The organism is Actinomadura citrea, assembly GCF_013409045.1.
GTDB classification, from domain to species: Bacteria; Actinomycetota; Actinomycetes; order Streptosporangiales; family Streptosporangiaceae; genus Spirillospora; species Spirillospora citrea.
On record NZ_JACCBT010000001.1, the window covers coordinates 375860 to 390903 of the forward strand.

Genomic DNA, 15044 nt, shown 5'->3' on the forward strand with positions numbered 1-15044 from the left:
TTCCCCCCGGGGTGATACGCCTCTCCTCCTGCAATCTTCGTCGGAAGCACCTCAGAAGGCCACCTGCCCGGCCCCGCGGCCGGAGGTTACCGAGGCGGTGCCGCGGGCCGGCGGGCGAACAGGATCGCACCCGGCTTCGGCTCGTCCGGATTCAGTAGATGCTGCGCCTCCACGGTAAAGCCCGCCTCGCGGAGCCAGTCGGCCACGCGGGACGGTTGGCGGTGGTGCACATGCGCCTGCACTGCCCGGTCGCCGTCACCGGTCGTCTCGATCTTCGTCTCGTCACCGACGTGGAATCCCACGGCCAGCACCCCACCCGGCCGTAGCACCCGGTGGAACTGTCCGAGCACGCCCGGCACCGCCTCGTCCGGGATGTAGATCAGCGACCACCACGCGAGCACACCGGCGAGAGAGTCGTCGGCGAGTTCCAGGTCGGTCATCGAACCGACCTCGAACCGCGCGTCGGGGTGCTCGCGGCGGGCGTTCTCGATCATCGCGGGTGACAGGTCGATGCCGAACGCGTCCGCGCCCAGCTCCCGCAGCAGGGCGGTGGTGTGCCCCGGCCCGCAGCCCACGTCGGCGACGGGCCCACCGCCGATCGCGCGGACCAGGTCGGCGAACAGCACAACCCCCGCGCGGACGTGCAGCAGCCTGTCGAGCAGGTCACGGGTCTCGTCGGCGTAGCTGGCCGCGAGGGCGTCGTAGGAGTTCCGGGTATCGGTCAACCAGGTCATCAAAGGACCGTAGCCCCTCCAACCGACCGTTCGCAGGGCGCGCGCCTCCTCGACCGCCGAACCGCCTCGTTTCGGCGGCGCGCAGGGCCGCGCGGCTCAGCAGGAGGACGGGCCCGTCCGGGTCCTTGCCGTCCCGCACCGCCACCACCCCGGTCGCGCCCGCCAGTTCGACGACGTCCCCACCACTGTGGCTACGCGGATGTCGATGAGGTCGCGGCAGAGCCGGAACAACTCCGAGACCGTCTGTACGTCGCCCAGGTGCGCGGCCGCGGCGATATGGGCGAACGCGGGCCGCTCCAGCGCGGGCGTCTGGAGGTGGTCGCCGGGTCCTCGAACAGCAGGACGCCTTCGGCGTGTCGATCCGGGCCCGGAATCGCTCTTCTGGAGGGGCGTTTCTCTCCCCAATAACCGGTTTCCGGGTGGCGCGGGCGCAGGTCGGCGGGGTGTCGGGAAACCACCGGCGATCGGAGTCCCGGGATCGGGCCTGCGAAGATCAGCCGAGCGTGAACGTCCTGGCTCGGATACGGCGCCGGCTGAGAGGGTGGGCCTCATGGAAGACTTGCGGGACGCCGAGCGCCGACTTCAGACCGCGCAGCTCGCTGGAGACGTCGAGGCGCTGGATCGGCTGCTGGACGATCGGCTGATCTTCACCTTCGGTGCGAACGTTCAGACCAAGGCGGACGACCTGGAGGTGCACCGCACTCGGGCGCAGGTGGTGACGAGGGTGGCTGAGGAGGAGTTGACCGTGCTCGCCGATGGGCGCACCGGGGTGACGTGGTTTCTCGGCACCATCGAAGGGACCGTCTCCGGGGCGCCGTTCGCGGCCAGGATGCGCTACACCCGTACTTGGCTACACGACGAGACGCACGGCTGGCGAATCATCGCCGTGCACGCCAGCACGACCGATTGACATAGCCGACACGTTGTAGGGCGAACCACCGCACAACGGTAGACGGCGCTAAGAAGCTGCTTTCGAACCACGCGGCGGTAGCCGTCGGAGATGAACTGCAAAAGGTGCAGGGTCTTGAAGATTCGCCCGTAGTGGGCGAACGCGTCCCCCAGGCCGGTGGGGCGGCCGTCGCGGGACAGCATCCGGATCAGGTCGTAGGCGCCCACCTTCCCGGAGGTGAGGGACCCGGCGACGCGGAGCATGTCGTCCCAGTACGCGCGAATGCGGTCGAGGTGGACGGTGTGCCGGGAGCATGTGGTCACCGCAACCGGCGCGGTCAACACGCAGGGTAACCACAGCCGGTCCGGTCAGCGCCCGCATCGTCCGGGGACGAAAGCACTCCGCCGACCTCCCGTGCACACCAGGCCAGGAGAAACGGACATCTGGAACGCGACAGGGACTTCGTTCAAGATCGTAATCTTGGACGAAGTCCCTGGTCAGAGTGGCGGAGGATCGGGGATTTGAACCCCGGATGGGCTTGCACCCAAACCGCATTAGCAGTTCCTTTTAAGGCGTGCTATGGAATGATTCGCGGTCCAGGCAAATCCGCATCTCCACAGGTCAGCGTCCATCAGGCGCACTCTCATCCACCGTGATTCATTACAGTTCGTGCGCACCGTGTGCTCACCAACCGTCAACGGTGTCCAGGGTGGCCCCCAACATATGGGCACTCACTGTAATCGCCAGTGCAGTTCCTGTCACCGATCGAGATCTGATCCACCGCGGGAGGTCCGGGAGAGTGTCGGCTCGGCGGCATGTGCGTGTGTTGCTCCGCCGCCCGATGAAAGCCCGAGGTTAGGTCGGTGTGGCGACCCTGATCGCAGCTTCGTACAGTGCCGGCAGCGCGGACGAGCCGCCTTCACGGGCGATGCGGGTCATCGCGGCGTGCATGCGTTTGTGTACTTCGGGAGGCGTTGTTTGGGCCAACTCCGGAAGCCAGCGGGGCAGCGGCCGCACGCAGTCGACGCAGGCGGCGACCGCGAGCCGGGCCATCTGCCGGTCGTTCGCCAGCAGTTCCTCGATCAGCGACTCCAATTCCCCCTCCGTGGACTCGGCCACGGAGTCGACGATGGCTCGGTGCCAGGCTTGCGCGGCATCACGCCGCCAGCGCGTTCCGACCGGTTGCAGGCGATGGTTGCGGCGGGCGACCTCGAGTACCAGTTCCCTGAGAGTGCCGTGGTCGGAGAGCCTGTCAGGAAGCCTTGCCGCTTCGGCGAGGCAGCGCGTGAAAGCGTCGAGGTCTGCCGCCCAGGAACAAAGGTCGAGGATCGGTTTCCGGGACAATCTCCTGTACGCGACCCTCGTGTCTATGGCCGCCGTCATCGCCACCACGGCCAGTGCGGACGACTGCGCCTTCCTTCTCCTCCTGCCTCCCGTGTCGCTCATCCTCGGCTGGACCTACCTGGTGAACGACGAGAAGATCTCGGCCATCGGCCGCTACGTCCGCGCGGATCTCGGGCCTCGCCTGTCCGCCCTGACCGGCGAGGACCCCCAGGCGTTCGGCTGGGAGACCGCCCACCGCTCCGACCGACGCCGCGTCACCCGCAAGTACGGGCAGTTGATGATCGACCTTCTCACTTTCTGCCTGATCCCGGCGAGTGCTCTATGCGCCTTCTGGTTCTCGGTCGGCGACGAGCCGCTGCCTGTGCTGATCTCGGTCGCCGAACTCGCAGCTCTGCTGGCCCTCGGTGTGCAGATCGTCCTGTACGCCGATCTCCAGCACTGATCGGAAAGGACTGCATGTGACTTTCGAGAGCGCAGGCACGTACGACAACGTCTACCTGTTCTTGGCCGACGCGTCCGGTTACTCCAGCATCGTCAGCGGCAATCCGCGGAATCTGGCGGCACACGCGTTCGACCGGCTGCAAAAGACAGTTGCGGCCCGGGTGAGCCTGCTCGCTGACGAGCACGGCTGCGCCAGGGCGGCTCTTTGGAGCTGGCGGGGCGACGGCGGGATCTTCGCGATCCACGACGAGCGGGAGAGCACGGCTCTCACCGTGGCGCTGGAGGCGGCCCGCGCGGTGCTGACCGAAGACCTGCCGCAGCTGCGCGAGGAACTCGCCGGAACCGGGCTGCGGGGCGTGCTGCATCTGCGGATGGCCGTCCACAAAGGTCCCATTCATGTCTCAGCAGTGGAGGATACGGGTGCCATCCATTCGCCTGACATCAACTTCGTCGCGCATCTTGAGGAGGTCACTCCCCGCGATTGCCTATCGATCTCCGAGGACGTCTATCAAGTGTCCGGCCATTTGTCCCAACTCTTCGAGCCGGTCGGCACTCATGAGGGTAAGAAGGTGTACGTCATGATGTCCGACGGCCGCGCGGGCGACGGCAAGCGCGCCTGGTTGAGGACGGCGGGGCTGAACGACAGGCTTCCGATTCATGCCTATGCACAGCGTCCAAGCCAGCGCGAGAAGGCACGACTGGTGGACGTGGCCGTCAGCGAGGTGGTCGATTTTGGTTCGGCATTGAACACGTGCGCTGGCTACCTGGTGACCACAGAACGGCCGGCGGTTTACCGCGACGCGGTCTTGGACTTCTTGCGCAGAGGCGGAGTCTACCGGTGCGTTCTCCTTAATCCGGAGAGTGATGCGACGGCCCTCTTCTCAGCGCTCCGCCAGGAGGATCTAGACACGAAGATCAAGACTTCGGTCGCAAGCTTCCGCCTGTTCAAGGAGAAGCACAGCGCGTACACCGATGGCCTACACGTCTACCAGGTAGATTATTTCCCTGGCATGGCCGCACTCTGCACTGACCTGGACGATGATGGTTTCATCCTCTACTCCCCGTACTTCTTCAATACGCGCCCCGGCAAGGGCCACATCGAGCGAGGGGACATGCCCCATTACCTGGTGACCTCGGATTCCGGCGAACTCTATGCAGACATCAGCCGCGTAATCCACGAGGCCACGGCCCCCGACAGACTGACCCGCATCCTGTAGCCACGCACCACGAAGCCCGGAAGTAACAAGCCAAGTAGAGCCGGAGTCGGCCGGGGTCGAAAGTAACCGGAGGTTGGGGGGGCGGTTGAGGACGGGATGGCCGTAGGGAATGAGGCCGGCAACGCGGTACACAGCGAGCCCGCTGGAGTCCAGGTAAGCCGCTTCGGTGAGATCCACATGAGGTGAGAGGCGCCGTCACTGAGTGGCGCGGCCACCTGCCCGCGCAGTCGAGACATCGATCGCGCCGCTCCCCGTCACGACGACCGGATCGGTGTGCTCATGATGGAGCCGACTCTCGGTCTGCCGCGAAGCACCAACGCACGGGGCGCAACGTCCGGTCATTGGCAGGAGCGGGCGTTTGACCCTGACGAGAGCCGGCTGCTGAAGGAGCTGGTCGATCGGGTGCTGCGGGACGTGGCCTCGCTCGCAGTACGCATCCGATGACACATTGCTGATCATCCACTTTGCGTCGCCCCGAATGTTTGTGGTTCGAGGCGCTCGGTGAGGCGTCGCACGGCGGCGAGCAAGGTGGCTGGTGGCTGGTCCAGGTCGAGGGTGTGCTGGCGGAGGGGCCGGTCGGCCTGCCACTCGAAAAGACTCGCCAGCGCGGGCAGGAGTTCGGGTTCCGCGTCGAGGGACACATTCTCCTCCCGCCAGCCCTCGGCGTCGAGCGCGTAGCCGAGCAAGAAGAGCAACCGGCCAATCGGCACTTTCGGTGAGATCCGAATGGTGAGGGTCTCGCCGCCGGTGCGGTCACGGCCGCGACTCCCACCTTGCCTGCGGCCCTCAGCCACCACCGTCCGGGCGGCGTCCGGGGCCGGCGCGGGAGGACGCCCGCAAGGGCCGCAGGTTGAGGTGCCAGACGGGTTGGGCCCATGGTTGTGTGAGTTTTCCGATGGGTGTTAGCCGACGCTGCGGAGTTCAGGTGGAAGAGGGGGCATCGTGCCGAAGACCGTCCAGTTGAGGATGTACACGATCAGACAAGGCCTACTTGAGGAGTGGGCGGCCAGATGGCGAGAGTCGGTGGTGCCGCTGCGGTTGAAGCTGGGATTCGGGATCGGAGGTGCCTGGCTTGATCACGAGCGCAGCCGGTTCGTGTGGGTGATCTGGTACGAGGGGGAGGAGACGTTCGAGGAGGCGAACCAGCGGTACTGGGCGTCGCCGGAGCGGGAGGCGATGGGGCTGGACCCGTCCGAGTACCTGGTCGATCGGGACGTGCGGGTGGTCGAGCAGGTCTACTGATCGGGCTCGGGGAGCAGGCGGGCGAGGCGTACTTCTTGTGCCAGGGGCGGAACACGCGGAACCCGGCCTTGGATTTCAGGGGCGTCGAGGTCGACGTCGGAGGGCCAGAGCCTGGCGGCGTCGGCGGAGGAGGCGGAGATGACGGCCTGGCTGTCCGGAGTCCAGGTGACGGAGACGACCGGGACCGATGGACACCGATGACGCCGATCTCGGCGTAGGTTCTGCCCGCCCAGAGACGGACGGTGCGGTCGTAGGACGCAGCGGCGATCATGAAGCCGTCGGGCGACCAGGCCGCGCCGGCGACGCGGGCCTCGTGGGCGTCGAGGACTGTCAGTTGCTCGCCGGTGGCGGTGTCCCAGACGCAGCGCCGCCCACTGGCGAAACAGCGCCTCATGCGCGACCTGCGTGATGGGTGTTCCCCCATACGTCGGTGACCCGCAGCCGGGCCTTCACGAACGCGGTGAGGACGCGTCGCTCGTTCTCGCTCGCGCTGCTGGGTTCAGGGAACTCAGGAATCGCGATGGTGCTCCAGCAGCCGCTGCGTATGTGCTCGGACATGCGGGGCGAGCCGGGCGTGGACGGGGTCGCGGTCGGCGGCCTGAAGGAGGATGGCCGCGACCGTGAGTTCGGCGAGCCGCCCATCGCGGGTTGCCAGGACGTCGGCGAAGGTGTCGCGGATGCGGGCTGCCAGTTCTGGGACGGGAAGGGTGTAGGCGTAGATATGGGCGGCGTCGAATCCGTGGGGGGCGGGGCCGAATCCTTCCCAGTCGAGGATGGTCAGTTCCGGACTGGTGAGGTTGGCCCAGTGCAGGTCGCCGTGGGCGAGGGTCCAGTGGTGGACGGTGGTGTCGATGCCCGCTTCGCCGAGGTAGCGAGGGATGGTGCGGTGTACGTAGTCCTGGCTGATGACGCGTGGGCGGTCGTCCGGAACCGGCGTGGCCGCGACTGTGCTCGCAGCTCGGTGCAATCGGGACCACCATGCGTCGGGCAGGGTGATGTGTTCGGTGAGGTCCGGAGTCGGGGAGCAGACGGGCGCCGTCACGTAGGTGCTGAGCTCGGCTCGGTAGGCATATCCCTCGTCAACCCAGTCGGCTGAAGCCAGCAGCCGGGGACGTGGGATCTCCATCGGAAGAGTGGCAGCGGCTTCTTGAGTGCCGGTCCACAGCTTTCCACCCTCCTTGCCGACTGGTGCTTCCAGCACTCGGAGCCAGGCGTTTCCGGAGGACGTCGTGACGGGGGCGCCGATGGTTCTTCCGCTATGGCCCCAGGTTTCGGTTGCGTCGCTGGCGGGCGCGCAGCCGAGCTGAATCGTCGCGCCGGCGAAGGCGGCGTGCATCCGTTCGCGGACGTCGAGATCGTCAGGCTCGAAGAACACGGCAGATGTCCTGGAGATGCGGGAGTTGAATGGCTGGACGCTGGAAGGCGTTGAGTGCTTCTCGCCAGTGTGCCGCAGTCGACGCCGAAAGCAGGGCTCCGGTGAGTCCAGGCGTGGAGGCCACTACCGCGAGCGTCGCGGCGACCTGTGAGGATCCGGGCCTGATGAACTCGGCCAGGTCGGAAGTGACCAGGTCGATGAGCTCGCCGCCGTTCAATGGCGCGGAGGCCCACACCTCCAGACCGGCCCCGGCGGCCTCCACCACGGGACCGGCGCCGTGGAGGGCTTGGGCAACGGGTGTGAGTTCGATGAGGTTGACGGGTAGTTGGATCGCCCGCAGATGGGTTCGGGTGCTTCCCGCTGCTCGTCGCGCTGCGGTGACGAGGTCCTGAACGGTGAAGGCGCCGCTGGTGAAGCCGCTCCAGGTGGCGATGCCGTAGCCCGCGATGTCGCCTTGGTGGGCGGCTTCCTCGAAGATCGTGAAGGCTTGGGTGATCCGCTTGAGTAGTCGGCTTCGGTCTCCATGGGCGCCGTGTTCGGGGTTGTGCAGGTACAGCAGGTCGAGTCGGCCGCGGCCCAACTCGGTGATGTTGGCGGTGATGCGATGTCGAAGGTAGGCGGGCGCTATGGAGTGGCAGGCGGCAGCCTCTTCGGAGGTGATGAGGCCCGCCTGTCGAGCGGCCCGGGCTTGGTGTCGGGTCATGTGGCCCGCCTTGGTGGAGATGCGCAGCCCGGGTCGGTCGGGTAGCAGACCGGCCAATTGAGCATGTGCGCTGCCTCGCGCGTAGACAGGCGCGGTGTCGATGACGGTGACCCCCGCCGCGATGGCGGCACGGGCGGCGGCGGTCACGTCGCGGCATCGATAGGTGCCCAGGCCGAGAACCGCCATCATGCTTCGCCTACGGCGATGATCCCGCTGCGCAACAAGTGGTCGAGTAGGTCGACGGCTTGGTCGGTGGTGACGTTCGCGACCTGGGCCAGAGTGCTGAGCCTGGCCGGCTGACCGGAGACGAGCGCCTCCAGGAGCGGGGTCGCTTGGGAGGCGAGTGTCCAGCGTTGGCCGGCGGCCTCCAAGATCAGGGACTGCTCGGTGCGGTGCAGGACGGCCCGGGGCGTCACGAGCCGGACGAGTAGATCGGGGTCGTCCTTGAGCCGCTCGTGCACCGTGTCTGGCAACGAGAAACCGCCGCGAGCCCCGGAGGCGGCATCACGCGCGGCCAAGTATGCATCGATCACCGAAGGGTCGTTGAGGCGTTCGACCAGCAGTTTGCTCATCTCATGGCACCAGACCGCCTGGGCGTCCGGGCCCGCCCGGCGCGGGAGGTCGGCGCGGACGGATGGCTGTGCACGTAGCTCGTCCACCACCCACGACAGCAGGTCGACCCCGGTGTGCGTGGCCAGCCCGCAGGTCAGGTGAAGCGAGTGCTGTCCGGTAGACGCAGCAGCGGCGTGCCACCAGCCGCGCGGGACATGCAAGGCGTCCCCGGCCTGGAGGACGAACTCGTCGATCGGGTGCTCGGGTGATGCGTCGTCGAACTCGATGTCTCGATACAGCGGAGCGGGACGGGTGGGGCCGTAGATCCGCCAGCGTTTGGCCCCCGATACCTGGAGGACGATGACGTCGTGGTCGTCCCAGTGGACGCCGAAGCCTTCTCTCGCCGTCCAGGAAGCATAGGCGTTGACCTGCACGCCCGTACGGAGATGGCGCTCGAGCGTGCTCACCATGGCACCGATCGGCGGATGCATTTCCTCGATCGCATCCAGGACCAGCGTCGCGCCGTTGCGGAGCTGCTCAGCGACGAGATGCGGCTGCGGAGCTTCCCACGGCGGCATACGCCGGTACGTCCGGCGCTGGCAGTACTCCGCCGCCGGGATGGTGGCACCATCGGCGGACAGCCGAAGACGCGGCGGCTCCAGCCGATGAGTGTCAAGGAGTTGGTTCAGTGCCGCCCAAGCCAGCAGACCGGCGAACCGCTCTCGGCCGGCGGACGATGCGGGATAGACCCGGTGGGTGCGGCCCAGGTCCTGGGCGAGGAACCGGTCCCCGCCCAGAACCTCGACGATCAAGTCGATCATGATCGTCGATCAGCCGTCGTTGAGGTCGGACTTGCCGGTGGACCCGCCATCGGACGGCTGGGTGGCGCGGCCACGCGCCGCGACGATCTTCTCCACGGCCACCACCAGGCCGCCTGCCTTGTTGCTGTCCACTGGAATCTCCCTTCCCGCTCCGCTCCGATCGGCGGAGCTGTCGGGCTTCACCTTGCGTCCCCAGGCGAGCTTGGAACAGTGAACGAAGCCGTGGATTGCACCCGTGGAACCGACCCACGGACGCGTCTCGCTGATCGCCATGGCTTGCGGCTTGCGCGCCGCTACCCTCTGACAGGGGGTCTTCGGCGAGTCAAGGACGAATAGCGACGTGACCAGGCGTAGGTACTTCGACCCCGGATCGGTCCCCGTGGGGTTCTGGTGTCGAGAAGACGTCGCGCACGCCCTCACCCGCCGTGATGTCGGTCGGTTTTTCCGGCTCTTCCTCGATCAGTTCGCCGAGTGCACACAGACTCAATTGGCCTTGCTCACCCAGCATGATCGCTCTGACATCTCCAACTGGGTGCGGGGTACTCGCCAGGGCCGCGTCTCCGACATCGAGGTGCTCACCCGTATCGCAGACGGCCTGCAACTCCCCGATCAAGCTCGGCTCCTGCTCGGCCTCGCCCCAGCCGGTTCCTTCACCTTCAGCCCGAATCCAACTGTTCCCCGGCAACGTGCGCAGTTACGTGACGCCGAAAAGCCGACGGCCACCACAGCACCCGTGCACGTGGCCATCTGCGGCAGCAGAGCCCCCGACACCGACGCTGGCGTGATCGACGCCGCTGTCCGGTGCCTGGCCCGTCTCGTCATGAGTCGTGGCTACAAGGTCAGTCACGGCCCCGTCGGCGTGGGCATCGAGGTCATGACCTACATCGCCGACCAGTACCGTCCTCCCGATATCTCCCGGGCCCTCGGGCTCTTCGGTCACCGCAACGTCATTCAGGACGCGCAGTTCGTCATCGTCCTCGGCGGCGGGACCGGGACCCAGACAGAAATCGATCTAGCTCTGTCGATGGGCAAACCGGTTATCGCGCTCCCGGCCAGCGGAGGCACCGCCCGCCGCTTCTACCACCAAGCGGCCCGCGACCATCGCCTCCGCGCCTCGCTGGACGAGGAGCGGTTCGCCGCCCTCAACGCTTGCGCCGACCCCGGTGAAGACTTCGTACGTATCGTCGAGCAACTGATCAGCAACGACTCTGGAGCAGCTAATGACTGAACGCCCCTACGTGCTCTTGTCCTGCGCGGCCTCGATCGACGGCTACATCGACGACACCACTGCCGAGCGGCTTCTGCTGTCCAACGATGAGGACTTCGATCGAGTCGACGAAGTCCGGGCTGGCTGCGACGCCATTCTCGTCGGTGCCAACACCATCCGCCGAGACAACCCGCGCCTGCTCGTCCGTACAGAGGGGCGACGCAAAGCCCGCGTCGCCCGCGGCCTACCCGAGAGCCCGATCAAGGTCACCTTCACAGCCCGCGGCGACCTTGACCCTGGGGCCAAGTTCTTCACCACCGGCGGCGTCGAGAAGATCGTGTACTGCTCCAGTAGCGCGGCCGACAGCTGCCGTGAGCGCCTCGGCGACGTCGCCACCGTCGTGGACGCCGGCGACCCGGTCGACCTCAACACCATGCTTGCCGACCTTGCCGACCGAGGAGTTCAGCGATTGATGGTCGAAGGCGGCGGCACCGTCCACACCCAGTTCCTCACCGCCGGGCTGGCCGACGAGCTACAACTCGTGATCGCCCCCTTCTTCGTCGGTGACTCCGCCGCCCCGCGCTTCGTCGGAACGGGGCAGTTCCCGCACCACCCCGGCAACCGGATGACGCTCGAAGAGACCCGTCCCATCGGCGACGTCATCCTCGCCCGCTACCGCCTCACACGCTCCTGACCGCGTGGTTGAGCTTGTCAGCGGGCGCATCCGCTTGGCCGGGGTCGCCTATGTAGTAGGTGCCGGGCGCAGGCTGTAGCCGAGGGAGTTGGTGGGGCGGGCTGGCCGGGTCGGGGGCAGAGATGCTCGTCACTACTCGGCACGGCGGGGGTTGCCGGGGTGGTCGGTGCCGGACGGTCAGTGCGTGCCGGCGGCGGACTGGACGGCGGTGCGCAGGGCCGCACGGGTCAGTCAGCAGGAGGACGAGACCGTCCGGGTTCTTGCTGTCCCGCACCGCCACCGCATCGGCCACGTCCGCCAGCTCGACGCAGTTGCGGCCGTTTCGCCACTTCGACTTGCCTTGTGCCAGGTGGCATTGCAGCCTCTTGAGCGAGGAGATCAGAGTGGATTACACCGGAAGCTGAGCGAACAGAGCTCGGGAAAGGTCCCTGCCCACTTCGTCAGCTCCAGCCTCCAAAGCCGCCAGGCTGACGGACTCGTCCGGTTCAGTACGATAAACTCCAACCGAGCTGCCAAAGCCCAACGGTTGAGCACGGGTACGCGAGCGATGCGGATCAAAGGTGTCGACGCTGAGGGACATCTTCGACGGCACACCGACTGCGACGACCACACGCCCCTGCTGGAAGATGCCCAACGCCCCCGTCAGGCGCAGCATCTCCGCGATCTGCCTTGGCAGCGCCTCGGCGTCCAGAATCGAGCCCAGCCCGTCCACCGGGAGCGTTGCCCGAGTTGAGATCTGGCCCGTCTTATGAAGCAGAACTTCCCTGATCTCCCAGCTCTGGGGTTTGTCCCATGCGCTACGCCGACCGCTCCCGATTCTGACTACCGCACAATCTTGGGATTTGGAAAGATCGAGGGATCGTCCACTCTCGAAGTACTCGGTGCTGCGGACCCGCTTCACCAGCGAATCAGAAAATTGACTCATTTCGCGAGCCGAATATCCGGGGCTGTCCATTGGTAGGACGTGCAGTTCGAGTAGGAATTCTTGGCTGTTATTGAATGGATGTATTCGATTATCTTCCGCGATCCAGGTGAGGGCTGGCTGCTGAGTCAACCTCTTGTAATCCAGGGGAGATGGTTTTGATTCCAGCTCACGCAAGGCCTGGGCAACTTTTGTCTGGAGTTCCGCGCTGTCGGAGAAGGAGTCCCGAAATACACCCGTCGCATACGCCTCCACGATACGGCTGAAGTCCTGCTGCTCGGGGGCGAATCTCACCCCGACTTTGCGATAGACCAGGCGCGGCTTCCCCAACTGTTGTGCACGCACCCATTCGTCATGTGTAGCCGACTGTCCAGTTTCCGGGAACACATGACCGTAGATGGGTCCCAGAAGAAGTAGATAGACATCTGCGGACTCTAGAGCGGCCAGACACGCCTCCCTGCTCGGCGTGCTCTGGGCCGAGAAGTCTTCGAACATAACTGGTGTATGGCCCAACGCCGTGATCAGGCCGCGGAGGGAGTCACGCTCTACCTCCAAGCCCTTCCGGACGCTGCTTATGAAGACTTTCACGCTACTGTGTCTCCGCTGGACGAGGTTCGCCTGTGGATTAGGACGGCCCTTGCAGCACATGGTATCCAAATGCAGGCGAGGTGGAGTCGGATGGCCGAGGTTTCAGAGGAAGCGATACGCGCTTACTGGAAGGAGCATCGGGAGCAGTTGCGCCAGTGTGAGACTCAGCGTTCGACGCTGACCAACCTCCTGATCGTCATCACAGCGGCCCTGAGCGCTCTGATCGTTCAGCAGCGCTTCTCGCTGTACGTCCTACCCTTGTGCGTCTTCATCTCAATGGCTGGCCTGTATGGCGCTGTGACTGTCTCAAAGTACTACGAGAGGGCCTCCTACCACCTGTCTCAGGCACGCGCTTTGACCAGAGAACTCACAGAGCGCGGTGTATTGGGCACTGATGAAAAGCTGGTGCAAGCCCGGGCGGATCACTACCTTGCCTTCCCCCGGATGCATCGCATCCGCCTTCATCGGCTGTGGGTAGTCCTCCACCTTGCCATCGGGCTCTACGGTCTGTCGCTGTTACTGGTAAGTGTGGCTATGGCCTGACTGCGAGCGAAGCGAGGATCCTGCGACGGCGGGGCTGACTCCGAGTTGTCTCGGGCGACGTGCCGCCCGGCCGGGATTTGCCCCTGGGGTAGATGGACTGGCGCAGGGCATGCCCGTGGGGGTGGGGTGCGGCGGGTCGTCCAGATCGGGGGACGGGACGACTCGCCGCTGTTCGGCAGGTCCGGGGCGGTGGGTGCTAGGTGGTCAGTGCGTGTCGGCGGTCGATTGGACGGCCGTGCGCAGGGCTAGACGGGTCAGCAGGAGGACGGGACCGTGGGGGTCCTTACTGTCCCGCACCGCCACCACCGACGCAGCAACTGTTTCAGCCAGCTCGACGCAGTTGCCACCGTTGGAGCCGCTGTAACTGCTCCTGCGCCACTTGGCGTCTGTCAGGTCCATTTTTCTTGGATGACCTTTCGGATTAGTTCGCTGGACATTTCTTGAGTGAGTGCCCGGGAACGGAGGTCAATTAGAGTACGCGCCAAGATGGAGAGTTCCGCGGGGTTGTCCGTCGTGATGCCACGGACGGCAGTCTCGATGTACGCGACCTCGCTGCGATCCTCCATCGTCGCGACCACGAAGGCCCCCATGTTGCCGTCATGCTCGCCACTTCCCAAGACTACTTGAACCGTGACATTCGGCAACGAGCTGATGGCAATCAGGTGCTCCAACTGTTCCCTCATCGTCTCGGGAGTACCTACGAGTCGGGTGAGCACCTGCTCATCGATGAGCAGCAGTAGAGCGGGGGGAGCCTTGCTGTCGTCCCTGGTGAGGATGGCCTGGCGCTCGATTCGAACGTCGGAGGCCTCCTTGTTGCCGCGCAAGATCGCCAGTGCGTAGGCCGGAGTCTGGGCGAGACCAGGAATCACCGAGTGCTCGTAGCAAAGGAGGATCGCCGCATCTGCTTCGATCTGGGGCCAGTCGAACCAGATTGGGACCGGGTGGCCGTCCTTGTTCAGGTCTTCCCACAGGTTAATGAGCGAGCCGCTGGCCTCCAGATGGTCGTCGACAATCTCGACGAAGGAGCGGGTTGCTCGCCTCTTCCCGTTCTCGATCCGGCTGATTTGGGCACCGCTCATCGTTGTCAGTTGCGCGATGGTCTCCTGCTTGACCCCCTTGGCGTCCCGCATCCGGCGCATCTGACGGCCGAAGGCGACGAGGGCGGGTGATTCGCGAGGACGCTGACGCCGTGGGGGCATGGCTCTTACCTCTCGACGGAAGATACCAACGACCATCAGGTACTTCCCAAGAACTACCGGGTCTTCGTGGTAGGCACATCGTAGACCTGAAAGTGGCTCAATGTGTGCTGTACGCCACACAAGGTGAGGAGAGGTCATGGGGCAGGCGGCGACGGAGAACGAGATGGTGGTGAAGCAGGACCTTGCGGTCGTCGCGGAGGTGCGGCGGTTCGTGCGGCTGGTCATCGGGGAGTGGGGCATGGACGACTTCGTCCCGTGCCTGGTGGCGAGCGAGCTGGTCACCAACGCCCTCCAGCACGCTCCATCCGCAACGGACAGTGACGTGATCTTGCGGTTGAGCCGCACCGAGGACGACGCCCTGTGGATGGAGGTCCAAGACACCGCCTGCGGCCTCCCGCGAATGCTGGCCGCTGACGCGACCAGCGAGACGGGCCGCGGCCTGTTCATCGTCGACCAGTACGCCCGCTGCTGGGGCATCCGAGCCCTGGCCGACAAGGTCGGCAAGATCGTCTTCGCGGTCATCGACCACTCATAACATCCGCGGCGCGGCGCGGTTGGTGTGGATCTCGGTTG

21 protein-coding genes, 1 tRNA gene and 1 pseudogene are annotated in these 15044 nt (G+C 65.7%); 8 read left to right on the forward strand and 15 right to left on the reverse strand.

Translation table 11 applies throughout. The annotated features are described in order from the left end of the window. Positions 1-86: 86 nt before the first annotated feature. Together BJ999_RS01870 and BJ999_RS43375 are read right to left on the reverse strand one after the other, a co-directional pair. The gene (locus BJ999_RS01870; RefSeq protein WP_179831642.1) at positions 87-734 is read right to left on the reverse strand and encodes a class I SAM-dependent DNA methyltransferase; all 648 of its coding nucleotides are present in this window, start codon (positions 732-734) and stop codon (positions 87-89) included. Next, positions 664-1140: a DUF397 domain-containing protein gene (locus tag BJ999_RS43375; RefSeq protein WP_308427237.1), complete on the reverse strand. Its 477-nt coding sequence runs from the start codon at positions 1138-1140 to the stop codon at positions 664-666. The genes BJ999_RS01870 and BJ999_RS43375 overlap by 71 nt, the downstream gene beginning before the upstream one ends. Before the next feature lie 144 nt (positions 1141-1284). Between BJ999_RS43375 and BJ999_RS01880 the strand changes: the two genes are divergently transcribed. Then, positions 1285-1644: a nuclear transport factor 2 family protein gene (locus BJ999_RS01880; RefSeq protein WP_179831643.1), complete on the forward strand. Its 360-nt coding sequence runs from the start codon at positions 1285-1287 to the stop codon at positions 1642-1644. Here BJ999_RS01880 and BJ999_RS43945 read toward each other — a convergent pair. From BJ999_RS43945 to BJ999_RS01895, 3 genes are all read right to left on the reverse strand, one after another. Next, entirely contained in the window at positions 1569-1967 is a 399-nt protein-coding gene (locus BJ999_RS43945) for a Tn3 family transposase (RefSeq protein ID WP_179831644.1), read from the reverse strand. The two genes, BJ999_RS01880 and BJ999_RS43945, sit on opposite strands and share 76 nt — an antisense overlap. A 159-nt stretch (positions 1968-2126) precedes the next feature. Further along, positions 2127-2239 (reverse strand) — tRNA-OTHER (locus tag BJ999_RS01890). A 239-nt stretch (positions 2240-2478) separates the two neighbouring features. Then, positions 2479-3012: a hypothetical protein gene (locus BJ999_RS01895; RefSeq protein ID WP_179831645.1), complete on the reverse strand. Its 534-nt coding sequence runs from the start codon at positions 3010-3012 to the stop codon at positions 2479-2481. On the opposite strand from BJ999_RS01895, the gene BJ999_RS01900 reads away from it, so the two are divergent. Both BJ999_RS01900 and BJ999_RS01905 read left to right on the forward strand, forming a co-directional pair. Then, complete coding sequence (locus BJ999_RS01900; RefSeq protein WP_179831646.1) at positions 2993-3409, forward strand: hypothetical protein; 417 nt, start codon at positions 2993-2995, stop codon at positions 3407-3409. The two genes, BJ999_RS01895 and BJ999_RS01900, sit on opposite strands and share 20 nt — an antisense overlap. Before the next feature lie 16 nt (positions 3410-3425). Then, complete coding sequence (locus BJ999_RS01905) at positions 3426-4625, forward strand: hypothetical protein (protein WP_218934898.1); 1200 nt, start codon at positions 3426-3428, stop codon at positions 4623-4625. 455 nt (positions 4626-5080) lie between these two features. On the opposite strand, the gene BJ999_RS01910 is transcribed toward BJ999_RS01905, so the two are convergent. Next, positions 5081-5320, reverse strand: a complete 240-nt coding sequence (locus BJ999_RS01910) for a hypothetical protein (protein ID WP_179831647.1) — start codon at positions 5318-5320, stop codon at positions 5081-5083. Between the two features lie 271 nt (positions 5321-5591). Here BJ999_RS01910 and BJ999_RS01915 point away from each other — a divergent pair, with 271 nt between their 5' ends. After that, entirely contained in the window at positions 5592-5867 is a 276-nt protein-coding gene (locus BJ999_RS01915) for an NIPSNAP family protein (protein WP_218935489.1), read from the forward strand. Positions 5868-6108: 241 nt separating this feature from the next. Here BJ999_RS01915 and BJ999_RS43950 read toward each other — a convergent pair. The 5 genes and pseudogenes from BJ999_RS43950 to BJ999_RS42785 form a co-directional block, all read right to left on the reverse strand. Beyond that, a pseudogene (locus BJ999_RS43950) lies at positions 6109-6291 on the reverse strand (hypothetical protein); the annotation flags it as partial. 84 nt (positions 6292-6375) lie between these two features. Next, on the reverse strand, positions 6376-7242 hold the full coding sequence (locus BJ999_RS01925; RefSeq protein WP_179831649.1) for a hypothetical protein: 867 nt from the start codon (positions 7240-7242) through the stop codon (positions 6376-6378). Continuing rightward, positions 7226-8131 carry an aldo/keto reductase gene (locus tag BJ999_RS01930; protein ID WP_179831650.1) on the reverse strand — a complete coding sequence of 302 codons (906 nt, stop codon included), beginning with the start codon at positions 8129-8131 and terminating at the stop codon, positions 7226-7228. The genes BJ999_RS01925 and BJ999_RS01930 overlap by 17 nt, the downstream gene beginning before the upstream one ends. Continuing rightward, positions 8131-9318 carry a cupin domain-containing protein gene (locus BJ999_RS01935; RefSeq protein ID WP_218934899.1) on the reverse strand — a complete coding sequence of 396 codons (1188 nt, stop codon included), beginning with the start codon at positions 9316-9318 and terminating at the stop codon, positions 8131-8133. The genes BJ999_RS01930 and BJ999_RS01935 overlap by 1 nt, the downstream gene beginning before the upstream one ends. 9 nt (positions 9319-9327) lie before the next feature. After that, positions 9328-9450 carry a hypothetical protein gene (locus BJ999_RS42785; RefSeq protein WP_268247788.1) on the reverse strand — a complete coding sequence of 41 codons (123 nt, stop codon included), beginning with the start codon at positions 9448-9450 and terminating at the stop codon, positions 9328-9330. 208 nt (positions 9451-9658) lie between these two features. Between BJ999_RS42785 and BJ999_RS43380 the strand changes: the two genes are divergently transcribed. Continuing rightward, entirely contained in the window at positions 9659-10546 is an 888-nt protein-coding gene (locus BJ999_RS43380; RefSeq protein WP_179831651.1) for an SLOG cluster 4 domain-containing protein, read from the forward strand. After that, positions 10539-11219 (forward strand): RibD family protein, encoded by a 681-nt coding sequence (locus BJ999_RS01945; protein WP_179831652.1) that lies wholly within the window; start codon positions 10539-10541, stop codon positions 11217-11219. The genes BJ999_RS43380 and BJ999_RS01945 overlap by 8 nt, the downstream gene beginning before the upstream one ends. Here the strand turns inward: BJ999_RS01945 and BJ999_RS43385 are convergent. Next, on the reverse strand, positions 11206-11511 hold the full coding sequence (locus tag BJ999_RS43385; RefSeq protein ID WP_338070758.1) for a DUF397 domain-containing protein: 306 nt from the start codon (positions 11509-11511) through the stop codon (positions 11206-11208). The two genes, BJ999_RS01945 and BJ999_RS43385, sit on opposite strands and share 14 nt — an antisense overlap. Positions 11512-11607: 96 nt before the next feature. Continuing rightward, on the reverse strand, positions 11608-12789 hold the full coding sequence (locus BJ999_RS01955) for a DUF4062 domain-containing protein (protein ID WP_229810180.1): 1182 nt from the start codon (positions 12787-12789) through the stop codon (positions 11608-11610). Between the two features lie 30 nt (positions 12790-12819). Here BJ999_RS01955 and BJ999_RS01960 point away from each other — a divergent pair, with 30 nt between their 5' ends. Next, the gene (locus tag BJ999_RS01960) at positions 12820-13272 is read left to right on the forward strand and encodes a hypothetical protein (protein ID WP_179831654.1); all 453 of its coding nucleotides are present in this window, start codon (positions 12820-12822) and stop codon (positions 13270-13272) included. 204 nt (positions 13273-13476) lie between these two features. Here the strand turns inward: BJ999_RS01960 and BJ999_RS01965 are convergent, their stop codons facing one another. Together BJ999_RS01965 and BJ999_RS01970 are read right to left on the reverse strand one after the other, a co-directional pair. Further along, positions 13477-13671, reverse strand: coding sequence for a DUF397 domain-containing protein (locus tag BJ999_RS01965; protein WP_179831655.1), 195 nt, complete (start codon positions 13669-13671; stop codon positions 13477-13479). Then, a complete protein-coding gene (locus tag BJ999_RS01970; protein WP_308427232.1) occupies positions 13662-14711 on the reverse strand; it encodes a helix-turn-helix domain-containing protein in 1050 nt (349 codons plus the stop codon). The genes BJ999_RS01965 and BJ999_RS01970 overlap by 10 nt, the downstream gene beginning before the upstream one ends. Here BJ999_RS01970 and BJ999_RS01975 point away from each other — a divergent pair. Next, positions 14608-15006 carry an ATP-binding protein gene (locus BJ999_RS01975; RefSeq protein ID WP_179831657.1) on the forward strand — a complete coding sequence of 133 codons (399 nt, stop codon included), beginning with the start codon at positions 14608-14610 and terminating at the stop codon, positions 15004-15006. The two genes, BJ999_RS01970 and BJ999_RS01975, sit on opposite strands and share 104 nt — an antisense overlap. Positions 15007-15044: the final 38 nt, after the last annotated feature.

Coding starts and splice junctions, on each gene's coding strand:
- BJ999_RS01870 (WP_179831642.1), bottom strand. CDS start 734: ATGACCTGGTTGACCGATACCCGGAACTCCTACGACGCCCTCGCGGCC.
- BJ999_RS01935 (WP_218934899.1), bottom strand. CDS start 9,318: ATGATCGACTTGATCGTCGAGGTTCTGGGCGGGGACCGGTTCCTCGCC.
- BJ999_RS01930 (WP_179831650.1), bottom strand. CDS start 8,131: ATGGCGGTTCTCGGCCTGGGCACCTATCGATGCCGCGACGTGACCGCC.
- BJ999_RS01975 (WP_179831657.1), top strand. CDS start 14,608: ATGGGGCAGGCGGCGACGGAGAACGAGATGGTGGTGAAGCAGGACCTT.
- BJ999_RS01955 (WP_229810180.1), bottom strand. CDS start 12,789: ATGTGCTGCAAGGGCCGTCCTAATCCACAGGCGAACCTCGTCCAGCGG.
- BJ999_RS01965 (WP_179831655.1), bottom strand. CDS start 13,671: ATGGACCTGACAGACGCCAAGTGGCGCAGGAGCAGTTACAGCGGCTCC.
- BJ999_RS01915 (WP_218935489.1), top strand. CDS start 5,592: ATGTACACGATCAGACAAGGCCTACTTGAGGAGTGGGCGGCCAGATGG.
- BJ999_RS01900 (WP_179831646.1), top strand. CDS start 2,993: ATGGCCGCCGTCATCGCCACCACGGCCAGTGCGGACGACTGCGCCTTC.
- BJ999_RS01880 (WP_179831643.1), top strand. CDS start 1,285: ATGGAAGACTTGCGGGACGCCGAGCGCCGACTTCAGACCGCGCAGCTC.
- BJ999_RS01970 (WP_308427232.1), bottom strand. CDS start 14,711: ATGCCCCACTCCCCGATGACCAGCCGCACGAACCGCCGCACCTCCGCG.
- BJ999_RS01960 (WP_179831654.1), top strand. CDS start 12,820: ATGGCCGAGGTTTCAGAGGAAGCGATACGCGCTTACTGGAAGGAGCAT.
- BJ999_RS01945 (WP_179831652.1), top strand. CDS start 10,539: ATGACTGAACGCCCCTACGTGCTCTTGTCCTGCGCGGCCTCGATCGAC.